The sequence below is a fragment of the Cupriavidus sp. 21MJTG02-4 genome, assembly GCF_057798975.1.
In genome coordinates this window covers 668,208-685,292 of record NZ_JBYOJP010000001.1, presented here as the reverse complement: position 1 = coordinate 685,292, position 17,085 = coordinate 668,208, and the positions used below count along the sequence as shown (strand labels likewise).

14 protein-coding genes are annotated in these 17,085 nt (G+C 67.8%); 4 read left to right on the top strand and 10 right to left on the bottom strand.

All coding sequences use genetic code 11. From position 1 onward, the window contains the following. Positions 1 to 565 (bottom strand): ABC transporter ATP-binding protein (locus AC3FKH_RS03235; RefSeq protein WP_488672854.1); only part of this gene is annotated, 565 nt, incomplete at its 3' end. 338 nt (positions 566 to 903) lie between these two features. Next, positions 904 to 2,523, bottom strand: coding sequence for a GMC family oxidoreductase (locus AC3FKH_RS03230; RefSeq protein WP_488672853.1), 1,620 nt, complete (start codon positions 2,521 to 2,523; stop codon positions 904 to 906). Between the two features lie 246 nt (positions 2,524 to 2,769). Here AC3FKH_RS03230 and AC3FKH_RS03225 point away from each other — a divergent pair, with 246 nt between their 5' ends. After that, on the top strand, positions 2,770 to 3,657 hold the full coding sequence (locus AC3FKH_RS03225; protein ID WP_488672851.1) for a LysR family transcriptional regulator: 888 nt from the start codon (positions 2,770 to 2,772) through the stop codon (positions 3,655 to 3,657). On the opposite strand, the gene AC3FKH_RS03220 is transcribed toward AC3FKH_RS03225, so the two are convergent. The 3 genes from AC3FKH_RS03220 to AC3FKH_RS03210 are packed head-to-tail and all read right to left on the bottom strand — an operon-like array spanning position 3,654 to position 7,557. After that, positions 3,654 to 4,598: an alpha/beta hydrolase gene (locus AC3FKH_RS03220; RefSeq protein WP_488672849.1), complete on the bottom strand. Its 945-nt coding sequence runs from the start codon at positions 4,596 to 4,598 to the stop codon at positions 3,654 to 3,656. The two genes, AC3FKH_RS03225 and AC3FKH_RS03220, sit on opposite strands and share 4 nt — an antisense overlap. Before the next feature lie 47 nt (positions 4,599 to 4,645). Further along, positions 4,646 to 5,089: a Cu(I)-responsive transcriptional regulator gene (gene cueR / locus AC3FKH_RS03215; protein ID WP_488672847.1), complete on the bottom strand. Its 444-nt coding sequence runs from the start codon at positions 5,087 to 5,089 to the stop codon at positions 4,646 to 4,648. Continuing rightward, entirely contained in the window at positions 5,086 to 7,557 is a 2,472-nt protein-coding gene (locus tag AC3FKH_RS03210) for a heavy metal translocating P-type ATPase (protein WP_488672845.1), read from the bottom strand. Before AC3FKH_RS03210 ends, cueR begins: the two co-directional genes overlap by 4 nt. 162 nt (positions 7,558 to 7,719) lie before the next feature. Between AC3FKH_RS03210 and AC3FKH_RS03205 the strand changes: the two genes are divergently transcribed. Beyond that, on the top strand, positions 7,720 to 7,920 hold the full coding sequence (locus AC3FKH_RS03205) for a heavy-metal-associated domain-containing protein (protein ID WP_483709871.1): 201 nt from the start codon (positions 7,720 to 7,722) through the stop codon (positions 7,918 to 7,920). Positions 7,921 to 8,002: 82 nt separating this feature from the next. On the opposite strand, the gene AC3FKH_RS03200 is transcribed toward AC3FKH_RS03205, so the two are convergent. Beyond that, entirely contained in the window at positions 8,003 to 8,728 is a 726-nt protein-coding gene (locus AC3FKH_RS03200; protein WP_488672843.1) for an OmpW/AlkL family protein, read from the bottom strand. A 275-nt stretch (positions 8,729 to 9,003) separates the two neighbouring features. Beyond that, positions 9,004 to 10,965: an alkyl/aryl-sulfatase gene (locus tag AC3FKH_RS03195; protein ID WP_488672841.1), complete on the bottom strand. Its 1,962-nt coding sequence runs from the start codon at positions 10,963 to 10,965 to the stop codon at positions 9,004 to 9,006. Positions 10,966 to 11,256: 291 nt separating this feature from the next. Here AC3FKH_RS03195 and AC3FKH_RS03190 point away from each other — a divergent pair, with 291 nt between their 5' ends. After that, the gene (locus AC3FKH_RS03190) at positions 11,257 to 11,805 is read left to right on the top strand and encodes a TetR/AcrR family transcriptional regulator (protein WP_488672839.1); all 549 of its coding nucleotides are present in this window, start codon (positions 11,257 to 11,259) and stop codon (positions 11,803 to 11,805) included. A 3-nt stretch (positions 11,806 to 11,808) separates the two neighbouring features. Here the strand turns inward: AC3FKH_RS03190 and AC3FKH_RS03185 are convergent, their stop codons facing one another. Beyond that, entirely contained in the window at positions 11,809 to 12,765 is a 957-nt protein-coding gene (locus AC3FKH_RS03185) for a delta(1)-pyrroline-2-carboxylate reductase family protein (protein WP_488672837.1), read from the bottom strand. A 75-nt stretch (positions 12,766 to 12,840) separates the two neighbouring features. Beyond that, positions 12,841 to 13,854, bottom strand: coding sequence for an aldo/keto reductase (locus AC3FKH_RS03180; protein WP_488672836.1), 1,014 nt, complete (start codon positions 13,852 to 13,854; stop codon positions 12,841 to 12,843). Between the two features lie 96 nt (positions 13,855 to 13,950). Between AC3FKH_RS03180 and AC3FKH_RS03175 the strand changes: the two genes are divergently transcribed. Next, positions 13,951 to 14,889, top strand: a complete 939-nt coding sequence (locus AC3FKH_RS03175) for a LysR family transcriptional regulator (protein ID WP_488672834.1) — start codon at positions 13,951 to 13,953, stop codon at positions 14,887 to 14,889. Here the strand turns inward: AC3FKH_RS03175 and pbpC are convergent. After that, positions 14,866 to 17,076, bottom strand: a complete 2,211-nt coding sequence (pbpC, locus tag AC3FKH_RS03170) for a penicillin-binding protein 1C (RefSeq protein ID WP_488672897.1) — start codon at positions 17,074 to 17,076, stop codon at positions 14,866 to 14,868. The genes AC3FKH_RS03175 and pbpC overlap by 24 nt on opposite strands. Between the last annotated feature and the right edge of the window lie 9 nt (positions 17,077 to 17,085).

Sequence of the window (17,085 nt, the reverse complement as noted above, 5' to 3'; positions counted from 1 at the left end):
CGCGATCCACGTCTTCGTGGCCCATGCCCTGCGTGGGCTCGTCGAGCAGCATCAGCTCGGGTTCCATCGCCAGCGTGGTGGCGATCTCCAGCGCGCGCTTGCGCCCGTACGGCAGGTTCACCGTGACGGTCTGCGCGAACTCTGTCAGGCCGACCTGTTCGAGCAGTTCCATGGCGCGGCCATTGAGCACGTCGAGCGAACGCTCGCTGCGCCAGAACTGGAACGCGGTGCCAAGCTGGCGCTGCAGGCCGATGCGCACGTTCTCCATCACCGTCAGGTGCGGGAACACGGCCGAGATCTGGAACGAGCGGATCACGCCGCGGCGCGCGATCTGCGCGGGTTTCTCACGCGTGATATCGACGCCGTTGAAGAGGATGGTGCCCTGGGTCGGCTCCAGGAATTTGGTGAGCAGGTTGAAGCAGGTAGTCTTGCCGGCGCCGTTGGGCCCGATCAGCGCATGGATCGAGCCGCGGCGCACGCGCAGGTTGACGTCGCTCACCGCCGTGAAACCCTTGAATTCCTTCGTGAGGTTTCGCGTTTCCAGGATGGTTTCCTGTGAATTCATAGTCTCCTGCCCGCCCTGTTGCTGAACTGCCGGCTTGTGCCCGGCACCACTGACAATCGGTTCGAACCCGGCGTTTCGCCGTTGGGTCGCTTTATTGATTTTTATGATGCGGTGCGACTACCGCTGTTGCCGGGGTGCCCATTGCCATGTGCTGGGTGGTGCACCAACCGCTTTGTTCTATTGTGTGCGCCTGTTGCATCGCAAAACATCGGGGTTTGCACTATAAGACATGAACCATGTGTCAGGTCTTTGACGCGCTGCGACAAGGGCTTGCGGGCGATCCGGCTCCCGAGCCCCTGCTCTCCACCTCTTATCGCAACGCGCAACGCGCGACGCTCTCAGGCCGCAAGCTGCTGCCGGCGGTCCTCGCGCAGCATGTCGCTGGCCCGCTCCGCGATCATGATCGTCGGCGAATTCGTATTGCCCGACGTGATCAACGGCATCACCGACGCATCCACCACCCGCAGACCGTCGATGCCAAGCACGCGCAGACGCTGGTCCACTACGGCAAGCGGATCATCCGCGCGGCCCATGCGGCACGTGCCGACCGGATGGAAAATGGTGGTCCCGATATTGCCGGCCGCCTCCGCCAGCGCTTCGTCGGTCTCGAAGCCCGGCCCTGGCAGCCACTCTTCCGGCCGGTAGGGCGCCAGCGCCGGCGACGCCACGATGCGCCGCGTAAGCCGCAGCGAATCGGCGGCCACGCGCCGGTCTTCCTCCGTGGACAGGTAGTTGGGCGCGATCACCGGAGCCTGCCGGAAATCGGCGCTGTCGATATGTACGCTGCCGCGCGAAGTCGGCCGCAGGTTGCAGACGCTGGCCGTGAACGCATTGAAGGCGTGCAGCGGTTCGCCGAACTTGTCGAGCGACAGCGGCTGCACGTGATACTCCAGGTTTGGCCGCGCCTGCGACGCATCGGACCGCGCGAACGCGCCGAGCTGCGACGGCGCCATGCTCATCGGCCCGCTCTGGTTGAAGGCGTACTGCAGCCCGATGCCCAGCTTGCCCCACCAGCTCGCCGCGCGCGTGTTCAGCGTGCGCACGCCGTTGACCTTGACCACGCTGCGCAACTGCAAATGGTCCTGCAGGTTCTCGCCCACGCCTGGCAAGGCGTGCCGGACTTCGATGCCCAGCGCCTGCAGCCGCTCGCCCTGTCCGATGCCCGACAGCTCCAGCAGTTGCGGCGTATTGACCGCGCCCGCGGCCAGGATGACCTCCTGCCGCGCCGCCGCGCTGTGAGGCTGGCCGCCGCCGACATAATTCACGCCGGTACAGCGGCGCCCCTCGAAGGTCAGCGCGCTTACCTGCGCGCCGGTGACGATGGTCAGGTTCGGGCGATCCGCCGCACGCCGCAGGAAGGCCTTCGCCGTGTTCCAGCGGATGCCGCGGCGCTGGTTGACTTCGAAGTAGCCCACGCCGAAGTTGTCGCCGCGATTGAAGTCATCGGTGCGTGGAATGCCGGCCTGTTCCGCCGCCTCGATAAACCGCTCCAGGATATCCCAATGCAGGCGTTGCCCTTCCACGCGCCATTCGCCGCCGGCGCCATGGAATTCGCTCGGGCCGCGGTGGTGGTCTTCGCTGCGCTTGAACAGCGGCAGCACGTTGTCCCAGCGCCAGCCGTCGTCGCCGGTCAGGCGCGCCCAGTCGTCGTAGTCCTCGCGCTGGCCGCGCATGTAGATCATGCCGTTGATCGACGACGAACCGCCCAGCACGCGTCCGCGCGGATAGCCGAGCGAACGTCCGTTGAGTCCCTTCTCCGCGACCGTGCGATACAGCCAGTCCGTGCGCGGGTTGCCGATGCAATAGAGATAGCCGACCGGGATGTGGATCCAGTGGTAATCATCCTTGCCGCCCGCTTCCAGCAGCAGCACATTCACCTCCGGGTCCTGCGTCAGCCGGTTGGCCAGCACGCAGCCGGCCGAGCCGGCGCCCACGATGATGTAGTCGAAGGTCTCCATACGAGTCGTCTTGTCTCCGCTTGTTCTGGTGTTCTGGTGTTCAGTGACTGCCTGCCACCGGCATCGCCCCATCTTTGCGTGGGGTGAAGATGGCCGGAGCGTTTGCGCCCCGTGACCGGGCTATGGGCTCCAGTGTCCGCAAGGTTGGCGCAGTTGCGCGGGCCCGTCCAATGATTTATCGTCAATCGCAATATAAGCCGCTGTAAATATTGCACCGCACACTCGCGCGCCCCTTTGCGCTCCAACGTGGACCTCCATCACCTGCGCGCCTTCGTTGCCGTCGCCCGCGAAGGCAACCTCACCCGTGCCGCCCAGCGGCTTCACCTGACGCAACCCGCCGTAAGCCTGCAGCTGAAGGCACTGCAGTCGGCGTGGCGCATCCGTGTGTTCGAACGCACCGCAACCGGGCTCACGCTGACCACGGATGGTGCGGCGCTGCTGCCGCTGGCCGAGCGCATCCTCGACAGCGTCGGCGACCTGCATCACACGGTCGACGCGATGCACCACACCGTGCGCGGCAAGCTCGCCATCGGCACTATCCTCGATCCCGAGTTCACGCGGCTTGGCGTCATGCTGCGCACGCTGGTCGAACGCCATCCGCAGATCGGCACGGCGTTGCGCCACGGCATGTCGGGCTGGGTGCTACAGCAGGTACGCAGCGGCGCGCTCGACGCCGGCTTCTATCTCGGGCAGCCGCCCGATGCCGGCTTCCATGCGCTGGCGCTAACGCCGTTCTCGTACTACGTGGTTGCGCCCAAGGGCTGGAAGGAACGGACGGCGCTGCGCTCGTGGGCACAGTTGGCGACACTGCCATGGATCTGGACGCCGCCCGAGTCCGCGCACCACAGGTTGCTTTCGGCACGCTTTGCCGAAGCTGGCGTGGACGCCGCCGGCGTGCACAAGGTCGCGCACGTTGACCAGGAGGCGTCGATGCTCGATCTCGTGCGCTCCGGCGTGGGCCTGTCGCTCGTGCGCGATTCCATTGCGCTGCGCGAATCGCATGCGCACGGTCTCGTGGTTGTGGAAGGCATGTCGGTGCAGACCGAACTGTCGCTGGTCGCGCTGGCGAGCCGCCGCGACGATCCCGTCGTAAGCGCCGTATTCGGCGTAGCCGAGTCGGTCTTCCGCGCCTAGTCCTGCGTCGCCAACAGACGCCGCCGCAGCCAGTCCATCAGTGCCGCGAACACTTCCCCGCGCAAAGGCTCGGCTTCATTGAAGATCTCGTGGTAGCCGTGGTCGAACCACACTTCATCGCGCAGGTCGGCCGGCGCGTGGTCGAAGAAGATACGGCTGCCTGCCGGATCGACAATGCGGTCCGCACCGCCCACCAGCATCAGCATGGGCGCTTCAAGCCGCGCGGCATCGGCTTGCGCCTGCGCCATGCCGCGGATAAAGCTCTCCAGCACGCCCGCGGTGATCGTGGTCTGCACGAGCGGATCGGCACGGTAGCGCGCCACGACCTGCGGGTCGTGCGACAGCATGCGCGCATCGATCGGGTTCGGCACGCGCAGCCGGGGCGCCAGTGTCAGCAGCATGCGGTGCAGCGTCAGCATGGCCGGCGACAGCCGCAATGCCAGGGCCGGCGACGAAAGCACCAGCGCGCGTACCGGCCGTACCCGGGCGGTCGCGAAGCGCGCCGCCACCAGGCCGCCCATGCTGTGGCCGAGCAGGATCGGCAGTTCGTTCCACGCGCGCATCGCTGCATCGTGGATTTCCGCGAGGTCGTCGAGATAAACGTCCGGATGCTCGGCCACCATGCGCGCACCACCGCTGGCGCCGTGGCCGCGCTGATCATAAGCGCGCACACGCAGGCCCAGGCCGCACAGCCGCTCCGCCACATGCTGGTAGCGGCCGCTGTGTTCCGCCAGGCCATGGACGACCAGCACGCAGCCCAGCGGCGCCGAGCCCAACTGGGAATCCGGCTCCCACGTGCGCAGCAGCAGTTCCGTGCCGTCGCGCATGCGTTGCCGGCTTTCCACCGCAACAGGGCCGCGCGCCGTATCCTTTGCGTCGGCGCGCGCCGACTGCATGGCTTCGGCGGTATGAACGGGATCTTCCGTCATGGGCTTGTCCATCCGCGGCTCTCCTCCGGTACCCCCTTCAACGGGCACTGCGCTTCCGATTATTGTTCGAGTTTTCCCGCGGCGCCAGAAGCGCCATGGCAATGCGCAGGGCTATCTGGCTGCGCAAAGTCGGCAAGGATCGGGCAATCGGGCCGGTCATCGCCGCTGCACGCCTCGGCCAGCGCGCGCAGCGTATCGCGCATCGCGGCGAGTTCGGCAATGCGCTTTTCCAGGTCGGCCACATGCCGCAGCGTCATCGCCTTCACATCGGCGCTGGCGCGCCGGCGGTCATGCCACAGCGACAGCAGCCCACGGATCTCGTCGAGCGAGAACCCGAGATTACGGGCGCGCCGCACGAAGCGCAAGGTATGCACGGCCCGCTCGTCATAGCGGCGGTAGCCGCCTTCGGTGCGCGGCGGCGCATCGACCAGCCCGATCGACTCGTAGTGCCGGATCATCTTGGCGGACACGCCCGATGCGTCCGCGGCCTGCCCGATATTCATGCCCTCCCTCCCTGTTCGCTAGCGCCGGCACCGGGATGCCAGCGGCGCAGCAGCAGAGCGTTGCTGACCACGCTCACGCTGGAGAACGCCATGGCCGCGCCGGCAACCACCGGATTGAGCAGGCCCGCCGCCGCCAGCGGAATGCCCACCACGTTGTAGAAGAACGCCCAGAACAGGTTCTGGCGGATCTTGCGCACGGTGCGGTGCGACACGGCCAGCGCATCGGCCACGAGTGCGGGATCGCCGCGCATCAGCGTGATGCCGGCGGCGTGCATGGCCACGTCGGTGCCGGTCGACATGGCAATGCCGACATCGGCCGCGGCCAGCGCCGGTGCATCGTTGATGCCGTCGCCGACCATGGCCACCACCGCGCCGTTCTGGCCCAGCGCTTGAACGCGCGCAGCCTTGTCTTGCGGCAGCACCTCGGCCTGCACTTCATCCAGACCCAGCGCCTGCGCCACGCGCGCGGCGGCGCCGCGATTGTCGCCAGTCAGCATCACCGTGCGCACGCCAGCCGCACGCAAGCGCGCGATGGCCGCCGGCGCGCCTGGCTTGATGGCATCGCCGAAGGCGACCAGCCCGGCCACGCGCGGCGGCTGCGTTTCGACCAGCCACGATACCGTGCGGCCCTCGTCGCGCAGGCGTTCGGCCACGGCTTGCAGCGTACCCGCATCAGCGCCCAGCGCTTCGCGCAGCCGTTCGCTGCCGAGCTGCAGGGCCTGTCCCTCGACCATGCCGGCAATGCCGCGTCCCGGCAGCGCCTGCACGTCGGCGGCCACCGGCGCGGCAATGCCGCGTGCCTGCGCCGCGTTCAGCACCGCACGCGCTAGCGGGTGCTCGCTGCCCGCCTGCAGTGCGGCCAGCCGTGCCAGCAGCCGCGCGCCGTCGGCATCGTCCGCATCGGCAGCGTGCAGGGCCACAACCTCGGGCCGTCCCACGGTCAGCGTGCCGGTCTTGTCGAAGGCCACCACGCTGACGCGGTGCGCAATCTCCAGCGCCTCGGCGTCCTTGATCAGGATGCCCGCGCGCGCCCCGGCGCCGGTGCCGGCCATGATCGCGGTCGGCGTGGCCAGCCCCAGTGCGCACGGGCAGGCGATCACCAGCACCGCCACCGCATTGAGCAGCGCCGCTTCCCAGTCGCCCGCGAACAGGCCCCAACCCAGCAGCGTGAGCAGCGCAATGCCAAGCACCACGGGCACGAACACTGCGCTGACCTGGTCCACCAGGCGCTGGATCGGCGCCTTGGCGGCCTGCGCGTGCTCGACCATGCGGATGATGCGGGCCAGCACGGTCTCGGCGCCCACCGCCACGGTGCGCGCCACCATCAGGCCTTCGAAATTGATGGCGCCGCCGGTGAGCTTGTCGCCCGGGCCCTTGGGCACCGGCAGGCTTTCGCCGGTCAGCATCGACTCGTCCGCGTGGCTCGTGCCTTCGATCACCACGGCATCGATGGGGATCCGCTCGCCCGGGCGCACCACCACCTCGTCATCGACGCGGACCGAACCCAGCGGCACGGTGATTTCCTGCCCGCCGCGCCGCACGCGGGCGGTGTCGGGCCGCAGCGCGGCCAGCGCGCGGATGGCGTCGGCGGTCTGGCGCTTGGCGCGTGTCTCCAGCCACTTGCCCAGCCGGACCAGCGTGATGACCACGGCAGCGCTTTCGAAATAGAGGTGCGGCATGCCGCCCGGCGATCGCCACATCAGCCACAGCGACAGGCCATAGGCCGCGCTCGTGCCCAGCGCCACCAGCAGGTCCATATTGCCGGCGCCGGCACGCACGGCCTTCCAGCCGGCCTTGTAGAAGCGCCAGCCGAATACGAACTGCACCGGCGTGGCGAGCAGCCACTGCACCCAGGCGGGCAGCATCCAGTGCACGCCGAACCATTCCAGCACCATCGGCGCCACCAGCGGCAAGGACAGCGCCGCAGAGAGGATCACGGGCCACGGGCCGCTCCAGAAGTCGCGCTTGGCGGCATCCGGCGCTGCGGCGCGAAGTGCGTCCGTCACGGGCGTGGCGCCATAGCCAGCGGGCGTCACGGCGGCCGCAAGCGCGCCGGCATCGGCAGCGCCGCGCAGCAACGTCACGCTGGCGCGCTCGGTCGCCAGGTTGACCTGCGCGTCGAGCACGCCGGGTACCGCGCGCAGGGCGCGTTCGACACGGCCCACGCAGGAGGCGCAAGTCATGTCCGAGATATTGAGTTCCACCGTCTCGCGCGGCACTTCATAGCCGGCGTCGGCAATGGCCTTGGCCGCGGCCGGCAGCACGGCGCCGCTGTCCGCATGAAGCGTGGCCTGTTCGGTCGCCAGGTTCACGGCAACGTCCCGCACGCCCGGCACCTTGGCCAGCGCATTCTCGACACGCCGCACGCATGAGGCGCAGGTCATGCCGTCGATCGGCAGCCGCCACTCCGGCGCCTGGCTGCCCGTCAGGGAAGGGGAAAGGCTGGCATTCGACATCGCTTGGCTCATCCACAGTTTCGGTGACTGCATGATGGACCTTACCATGATAGGAAGGTCAAGGCGGTCTTCCGACTTTCCGGTTTTGCTTGCGCTTCCCACCGTGGGAAGGTTCACACTACGCCTGTCGCGGCGATCGTGCCGCCAGTCCATGTCAATCAGGAGGTCCCAGCCATGATCCAGTTCCAGGTCGAAGGCATGTCGTGCAACCACTGCGTCGGCGCGATTACGCGTGCCGTGCAAGGCGTCGATCCCGCCGCACGCGTGTCGGCCGATGTACCGGCGCAGTCAGTCAAGGTGGAAAGCGGCGCCGACGTGCAGGCGTTGCGCGCGGCGATCGAGGAAGCTGGCTATCCGGTGAAGTCGGCGGTGTGAGTCCCTGCGGGGTGCGCTGACGACCCAAACAAAACGGGGCGCCCATGGCGCCCCGTTTTCGCATGCGTCCTGTCCGGACCGGTCAGAACTTGTAGCCCACGCTCAGGAACGTGACCACCGGATCGATCTTGATCTTGGTGTGCGACACGATCGTCACCCCGGCTGCCTGCGTGGTGAACGTCGCCCGCGTCGACACCGGCACGTAGGACACCGACAGGCCGACGAACCAGTTGTCGTTAATGGCGTAGTTGGCGCCGATATTGAAAACCGGGTTCCACGAGCTGTCGGCGCTGGCGCTCATCCTGGCGCCGGGGATGCCGAAGGCGTGGTTGACGAAATCCTGGTTGCTGATGGTTTCGTCGGTGAACCACGTGTAGTTCACGCCGAGGCCGACGTAGGGACGGAACCTGGCCTTGGCCTCGAAGAAGTGGTACTTCACCAGCAAGGCCGGGCTCCACTGCCTGACCGAACCGAGCTTGCCGTACTGGGCATAGTCGCCGGTGCCCTTGACGTCATGCTTGGGCGGAATGCCGGCAATGAAGTCGGCCGAGATGTTGTCCGTGAAGAAATGCGCGAAGGCGAGCCCCACCGTGTCGGCGGCCTCGATGTCCGCGCCGGTGTTGGGGCGAACCATGCCGACCGGGCGGCCGTTGATGCTGTCCACCGTCAGCGGATCGGCCGAGCTGTTCGGCATGACGCGGAACCAGCCCAGGCTGATGATGTTGCTGCCCGCCGATTGTGCCTGCGCGGTACCTGCCAGCGCCATGACAGCGCCTGCCGCCAGCATCTTCTTATAGGTCGATTTCATAGTCCTCACTCCTCATTCGGGTTACTACCGAAGGGCATTATCCGGCCTGCGGCAGCGGGACTGTTTCATCGACGATACGGATTCGTAGAATTCCTCCCCTAAATAAAGGGTTAACCACTAAAAAATCGCATCAAGGCTGACTTTCGCCCGCTGTGCCGCAGCATTCACGCAACGTTTTTGCCCCTCAAGCGAAAAACCCTCGAATGCCAGGGGTTTTACGCGGGCGCCGACCGGATTTTCACCGTATCGACGCCCGCACGCGCCTGTCGGTTGCGTCAGGGCGTCACGATGGCGAAGTTGCTGTCGAACTTGTCCATCAGGCCCACCCAGGTACGCAGGGCACCGGCATCACCGTCGACACGGGCGCGTCCGGCCTGCACTTCGGCCGGCAGCGTGGTTTGCCCGGCCAGCACGCCGAGCAGCGCCGTGCGCGGGATGCTCAGCGTCGCCTGCGGAGCAGCATGCTGGGCATCGGCCTTGTAGCGGAACACGCCGTTTTCCACCGTCAGCGCGTAGCGCTTGCCGGTATCGGGCTGGACCCAGTTGATGGCCAGCTTCTGCCCGGCCGCGCGCTCGCCGTTCAGGCGGATGGCCAGATAGTCCAGGAACATGGTGTCGGTCATGGCGCGCAGCACGTCAGGATTGGCCGTGCGCGCGCCCGGATCCTTCGGCAAGCCATTGCGCAGTTCCTGCGCGCCACTCAGGAAAGCGCTGCGCCAGGTGGCCGACTCGGTCTGGTAGCCGAGCTGCTCCAGGGCGTCGGCCTCCAGGTTGCGCGCCGCCTGGTTGGACGGATCGGCGAACACCACGTGCTTCATGACCTCGGCCACCCAGCGGTACTCGCCGCGCGCGTAGGAGGCCCTGGCCTGCTCGATCACCTTGTCGGCACCGCCCATGAACGCGACATAGTGCTTTGCAGCCTCTTCCGGCGGCAGCGGATACAGGTTGGCCGGGTTGCCGTCATACCAACCCAGGTAGCGCTGGTAGACGGCCTTGGCGTTGTGGTTCACCGTGCCGTAGTAGTCGCGCAAGTCCCACTGGCTGGCCAACGACGGCGGCAGCTTCACGCGCTCGCCGATCTCGGCCGGCGTGAAGCCCTGGTTGGCCAGGCGCAGCGACTGGTCGTGGATGTACTTGTAGGCATCGCGCTGGTTGCCGAGATAGCTGACGATGTTCTGCTGCCCCCACTTGGGCCAGTGGTGCTGGGCGAAGATCACCTCGGTGCGCCCGCCGAAGCGGTCGATGGTGTCGTCCAGCGCGCGCCACCACTGGTTGGCGTCGCGCACTTGCGCGCCGCGGATGGTGTAGAGGTTGTGCAGGTTATGGGTGGCATCTTCGGCCGCGCACAGCGCCTTCCACTGCGGGAAGTACATCAGCATCTCGGCCGGGGCCTCGGTGCCGGGCGCCATCAGGAACTCGATCTTCACGCCGTCGATCGTGCGCGTCTCGCCGGTCTTGGCGATCAGGTCGGTTGGCGCGATCAGCGTGATGGTGCCGTGCGACACCGCCTTGCCCAGGCCCGAATCGACATGGCCGGTGGCCGAACGCGGCAGGTTGCTCCCGTACATGTACTGCGCCCTGCGGCCCATCGCCGTCCCCGCGAACACGTTTTCGCTGACGGCCTCTTCCATGAACCCCTCCGGCGCCAGTACCTTGACCCGTCCGGCCTTGACGTCCTCCTCGGTGGTCACGCCCTTGACGCCGCCAAAGTGGTCGCCGTGGCTATGGGTGTAGATCACCGCCACCACGGGCTTCTTCGGGCGATGCTTGTAGTACAGGTCGAGCGCCGCATGCGCGGTTTCCATCGAGGTCAGCGGATCGATGATGATCAGCCCGGTATCGCCCTCGATGATGGTCATGTTCGAGATGTCGAACCCGCGCACCTGGTAGATGCGGTCGGTGACCTGGAACAGGCCGTTGTTCAGGTTGACCTGGGCCTGGCGCCACAGGCTCGGGTTGACTGTATCGGGCGCCTTGGCGTCGCGCAGGAAGGCATAGGTCCCGAGCGACCAGACCACGCGGCCCTTCGCATCGCGGATCTCGTTGCCGTCCAGCGTGCCGAGGAAACCGCGCTGCGCATCCTCGAAATCCTGCCGGTTGGCGAACGGCAATTGTTGCAGGACGGCCGCGTTGGCCTTCGCCGTGGCCGGCGTAGCCGGCTGGGAGCCTTCGGCGGCATGGGCCGTGCCGGCCAGGCAAAGCGCAGCGGCGGCCAGCGCCGCATATCGGTGAAGCATTCGGTTCTCCTTGAGAGATTGGCTCCGTGCGAGCCCGAGGAAGCAACAGGCGGCAGCCGGACTGCCGCCCCACCAGCGGGGGCGCATTGTGCTGAACGTTCAGTACAATTCACAAGTTTGGTTCGAATGCCGTCACACTGTCAAATTCGAATAATCAGGGATGATCCGCGCGAACCCGCCGTGGATGTGTCTTCACCGGCTCTTTTTATCGCCTCCATGCCTGCATTCCCCCCACCGCCCTCCCCGCCCGCTGCACAGAAAAACCGTCGCGGGCTTGAAACGCGCCAACGCGTGCTCGCCGTGACGCGCGACCTGATCCGCGCGCATGGCTATGCCGAGGTGAAGCTGGATCAGATTTCCGCCAGTGCGGGCGTGGCCAAGAGCAGCCTGCTATGGCACTTCGGCAGCAAGGAAATGTTGCTGGCGGAAGCCGCGACCACGCTGTTCCGGGAAATCGGGCAGGAGATTGCGCCCGAGATACGCGCCGGAGAAACGCCGGCGCGCCGCCTGGATCGTGTATTCGAGGAGGTCGCGCGAGCGTTGTCGGCCAATCCCGAAGCCAAGGGCGTGGTGCTCGGCATGCTGTTCTCGGGCAACTTGCCGGCCAGCGTGCGCGCCGAAATCCACCGTGGCTGGGAAGGCCACGTGCAGGGACTGGTTGATGCGTTCACGCAGCCGCAGCGGGCGATGCCGGCCACGGTGGCGCGGCTGATGGTGTCCACCTTCCACGGGTGCTACTGCCACTGGTACGCAGGCGGATGCAGCGAACCGATTGCCGCCTACCTTGAGCCGGCGCGAGAACTGTTCCAGATGTGGCTGGCATCAGCGGCCGCGCAGTAGCGCTCAGTCCTGCCGGCTGGCCAGCACGCAGGCCGCGAGGTCCCACAGCGCGTAGCCCACGCTCTTGAATACCAGCGGGCTCCCAGCGCGCGCCCGGATGGCATCGGCCTGCAGGATCGCGGTCTCGAACGGCTGCACCGTGGCCCAGTCGATACCGGCCTGCAACAGGTCGCCGGCCTCGTCCTCGATGCCGAACAGCGTATCCGCGAGCAGGCGCCCGCTGGCAGAGGCCGCCTGGCACACCGCCGGCGGCAGTTCGCACATATCGGGACGGAATGCGCCGACCGCCGCAATGAACTGGTCGTCGCGCCACAAGCCGCTGTCGAGATCGGGCAGCACCGGGATGCGGCTCGATGTCACCGTCACCACCATCGACACGCGCGGCAGCACGCGTGCAACGTCATCGACCACCTCCGCCTCGACACCAAGCGTGCCGGCATGCGCGGCGAGCGCTTCGGCCTTGTCGCGCGTGCGCGAATGCAGCCAGACGCGGCGCACCGGCAATCCGGCGATGAAGGCCTCCAGGTGCGTCAGCGCCTGCACGCCCGCGCCGATGATGAGCAGTTCGCCATCCGGTCGAGCAGCAAAGCGCTGCGCGGCCAGCAGCGACACCGCCGCCGTGCGCCGGCCGGTGACCGTGGGGCCGTCGAGCATCGCCACGCGCGCGCCGGTATGCGCATCGGCCACCACCACTTCGCCAAGGATGTTCGGCAAGCCGCGCCGCGGATTGTCCGGATGCACGGTGATGTTCTTGGTCATCACCAGCCGCCGGTTGCGCGCGGGCATCACCAGCAGCGTGCCCTCGCCGTCCCGTGCATCGCCAACCGGCAGCGCGATACGCGGCGGCGCCATGGCCGTGCCCTTGCGCAGTTCGGCCAGCATGTCGGCGATGGCATCGGCCAGCTCGGGATAAGGCAGGCGTGCCGCCGTGCTGGCGGCATCGAGGGGAATCAGGGACATGCGGCACTCCGTCGGGCACGGTTCAGGGCTCGTCATTATGCGGCCCCCGCCGGCCCCCTCGGCCAGCGTCGGCCCTCAGCGTGCCAGCATCGGCATCACATGCCCGGCATAGCGCGTACCCGACGCTGCGCCCGCGGGGAAAATGGCTTCGATTTCCCCGAGTTCCCTGGCGTCGAGCCGCACGCCCAGCGCGCCAAGGTTGTCATCGAGATTGGCGATGCGGCGCGTGCCGGGAATCGGCACGACCTGCTGGCCGCGCGCCAGCACCCAGGCCAGCGCGAGTTGCGCCGGCGTGCAGCCCTTGGCGGCGGCCAGTGCGCGCACCTTGTCGACCAGCGCAAGATTGCGTGCGAAGTTCTGGCCCATGAAACGCGGGTTGGACCGGCGGAAATCGTCCGCGTCGAAATCGTCCGGGCTGCGGATGGCTCCTGTCAGGAACCCGCGCCCGAGCGGGCTGTACGGCACGAAGCCGATGCCCAGCCGTTCGCACGTGGCCAGGATGCCGTCGGTCTCGACGTCACGCGTCCACAGCGAATATTCGCTCTGCAGCGCGGAGACCGGATGCACCTTATGCGCGCGCTCGATGGTCTGCGCACCGGCCTCGGACAGGCCGATCCACCGGACTTTGCCGGCCTTCACGAGATCCGCCATGGCGCCCACGGTTTCCTCGATGGGCACCTGCGGATCGATGCGGTGCTGGTAATACAGGTCGATGTGGTCGACGCCGAGCCGCTTCAGGCTCGCCTCGCAGCTTGCGCGCACATACTCGGGGCGGCCGTTGACGCCGCGCGCCGCCGGCTGCGAGAGGTCGCGCACGATGCCGAACTTGGTCGCCAGCACGACCTGGTCGCGCCGCCCGGCAATGGCGCGTCCCACCAGTGCTTCATTGGTGTGCGGGCCGTAGATGTCGGCAGTGTCGAGCAGCGTTATGCCGCGGTCGAGCGCGTGCCGGATGGTGCGGATCGACTCCGCATCGTCGTGCGCGCCATAGAAATCGCTCATGCCCATGCAGCCGAGGCCGATCGCCGAGACCGTGGGACCGTGGTTGCCCAGTTGGCGAGAAGGAATCGAGGTTGCGTTTCCGGTCATGCTGGCTCCTGATGGATGGCGTCGCACGCGGCGACGAATGCAGGCGAGTATGGCCAGTCGACGGCCACGGAACCAGCATGCTACGCTGCATGCATCATGAAGCCTGACTTCACAATCGATGCTGATTCCCTGCCCGCACTAGCGGCGTTCGTGCGCGTGGCCCGCCACGGCAGCTTCACGGCCGCCGCCGCGGCGCTCGCGGTCAGCCCGTCCGCGGTATCGCAGACCATTCGCCAGCTTGAAGCGCGGCTTGGCGTGCGTCTCCTGCAGCGCACCACGCGCAGCGTCGGGCTGACGGAAGCGGGCGCGGCATTGCTCGCCCGCATCGAGCCCGCGCTGCAGGAAATCGGCGCGGCCACCGACGACGTGCGCCAGCAGCGCGACAACCCGGTCGGTACCCTGCGCCTGACCACGCCCAATACCGCCGGTGTCATCGTGTTGCGGCCCCTGCTGGCGGCCTTCATGCGCGCGTACCCGGGCATTTGCGTCGATGTGGTCACCGACGACCGTTTTGCCGACATGGTCGCCGAAGGCTTCGACGCCGGCCTGCGCCTGGGCGAGGCCCTGCAGCGTGACATGGTGGCAATCCCTGTCACCGGCCCGCTGCGCATGGTCGTGGCAGCCGCGCCCGCCTATCTCGCGCAACACGGCACCCCGCAGACTCCCTCCGACCTGCACACGCATGCCTGCCTGCAATACCGCTTCGGTCCGCATGGCAGCGTCTACCGGTGGGAATTCATCGAAGACGGCCGCACCTTCACCGTGGACACGCACGCGGCGCTGATCGCCAACGACAAGACGCTGCTGCACCAGGCCGCGCTGGATGGCGCGGGGCTGATCTACGAGTTCCCCCACCACGTCCGCGCAGCGCTCGACGATGGCCGGCTCGTCACCGTGCTGGAACGCTGGCTGCCGCCGTTCGACGGCTTCTACCTTTACTACCCTGGCCGCGCGCTGATGCCACCGAAGCTGCGTGCCTTCGTCGATTTCCTCAAGGCGCGCGCGCCTGTTTCAGCGGCCGCCGCGTCCCGCTGAAGCGGCCGGCGCACGCACGCTCGCGCCGCGCACTTCAATGCCGATGCGGTGCACTACCTTGCCGGCCGCATCCAGCAGTTCCACCTGATGGCGGCCCGGCCATGGCAGCCACGCCACTTCGCCACCGCGCCCGAGCGGCTTGCCGTCCATGCGCCAGCTCACCGTGCGCGCGGTCTGGCCGGACACGCCTTCGGCGTGGAACCACACGCGCTGCGCGGATGGCGGCATGTCCGGATCGAGTGCAAAAATGGTCCCGTCGGCGGGGTTTGCGATCGCCGGCACGCCAGCGCGCGCCGACGATGTGCCGACATTGACATGCGTGAGCGCCGTCCCAGCCAGGAACACTTCCTCGCGCGCGGGTTCAAGGTCATCGGAGAAGGTCAGTGCCACACGCTCCACACCCGCCGGCACGCCCGGGGCCATGCTTGGCTGCGACCGGTGCAGCGCGTCCATCACGTCATGCCATACCGGCGCCGCGCCCGAGACACCTGACACATCGTGCATGCTGGCCCCGCTGGCGTTGCCGACCCACACGCCCACGGTGTAGCGCTGCGACCAGCCGATGCACCAGTTGTCGCGCATGTCCTTGCTGGTGCCGGTCTTCACCGCCGTCCAGAAGCGCGTGGTCAGCGGGCTGTCGAGACCGAAGGTGCGCGCACGCGCATGCCGATCGGACAGGATGTCGCCGATCACATAAGTCGCCGCCGGCGACATCACTGCCGTCGACGGCACCGCTGCCACGCCGGCGCGCGTGCGTACCGGGCCGTAGCGGCCGCCATTCGCGAGCGCCCGATACGCATTGGTCAGCGCCAGCAGCGACACGTCCGCGCTACCCAGCGCGAGGCTGTAGCCGTAGTAGTCGCCGGCTTCGGTCAGGGGCAGCCCCAGCGCCACCAGCCGCTTGTGGAAGCGGTGCGGGGTCACCATCACCAGCGTGCGCACGGCGGGCACGTTCAGCGATGCCGCCAGTGCCGCACGCGTGCTCACCCAGCCTGCATAGCGATGGTCGTAGTTCTGCGGCACGTACAGCCCGCCGCCCACGGGCAAATTGACGGGACGATCATCAAGCAGCGAGGCGGCCGTCAGCCGCCGCTCTTCCAACGCCTGCTCGTACAGGAACGGCTTCAGCGTCGAGCCGGCCTGGCGCAGCGCCTGCGCGTGGTCCACCTGCGCCGCGCCGGACAGTTCGCCCGAAGAGCCGACGTAGGCGAGCACGTCGCCGCTGGCGTTGTCGATCACCACCACCGCGCCGTCTTCCACGTGCCGGCCGGCCAGTTCGCGCAGATGCCGCTGCAGGCTTGCCACGGCCGCCCGCTGCAGGCCGGCATCGAGCGTCGAGCGAAGATACGGCGCAACGGGCGCATTCGGGCCCGCTTGCCCGCGCGCCTGGCTCAACAGCATCCGGCCCAGGTGCGGCGCCACTTGCCCCGGCATGGCCGATGCCGCCGACCCGCGCTGCACGACACTGCCCGTGCGCAACAGCGCCAGTTGCGCGAAGCCCTCCAGCCCCTCGCATTCGCGCGGCACTCGCATCTCGCGCAAGATGCCGCAGGCACGCCGTGCGACTTGCGCGGCCCTGGCATTGGGCGCGCGAACGAGCGCCACGGCGAGCGCCGATTCGCGCGCATCGAGACCTTCCGGAAACTTGCCGAACAACGCCTGCGACATCGCCGACAGGCCGACCAGTTCGCCGCGGAACGGCACCAGGTTCAGGTACGCCTCCAGGATCTGGTCCTTGCTCCAGCTACGCTCCAGCGACGCGGCGCCGGCGGCCTGCCCGAGCTTCTGCGTGACGCTGCGCCCCGCGCCCGCGCTGCCCGGTCGGCGCAGGTCTTCATCGAGCAGCCCCGCGAGCTGCATGGTCAGCGTGGAAGCACCGCGTGTGCGCGTGTTCCAGAGATTGGCCCACGCCGCCGCGGCCACGCCTTGCCAGTCGACGCCGCTGTGCGCGTAGAAGCGCTTGTCTTCCGACAGCACGATGGCGGTACGCAGCGCGGGCGAGGTCTCCGCGAGCGTAACCCAATCGCCGCGGCGCACGCGGAAGTCATCGCGCAGGCGCGCAATGGTTTCGCCATTGCGGTCGGTGACGACGACGTCGGTGCTGCGCCAGTCGGCGCGGACCTGGGGGAAGGATGGGAGTGCGTGGGCTTGAGGCGCGGCACAGGTCAAAGCGGCCACGAACAACAACGCTGACAA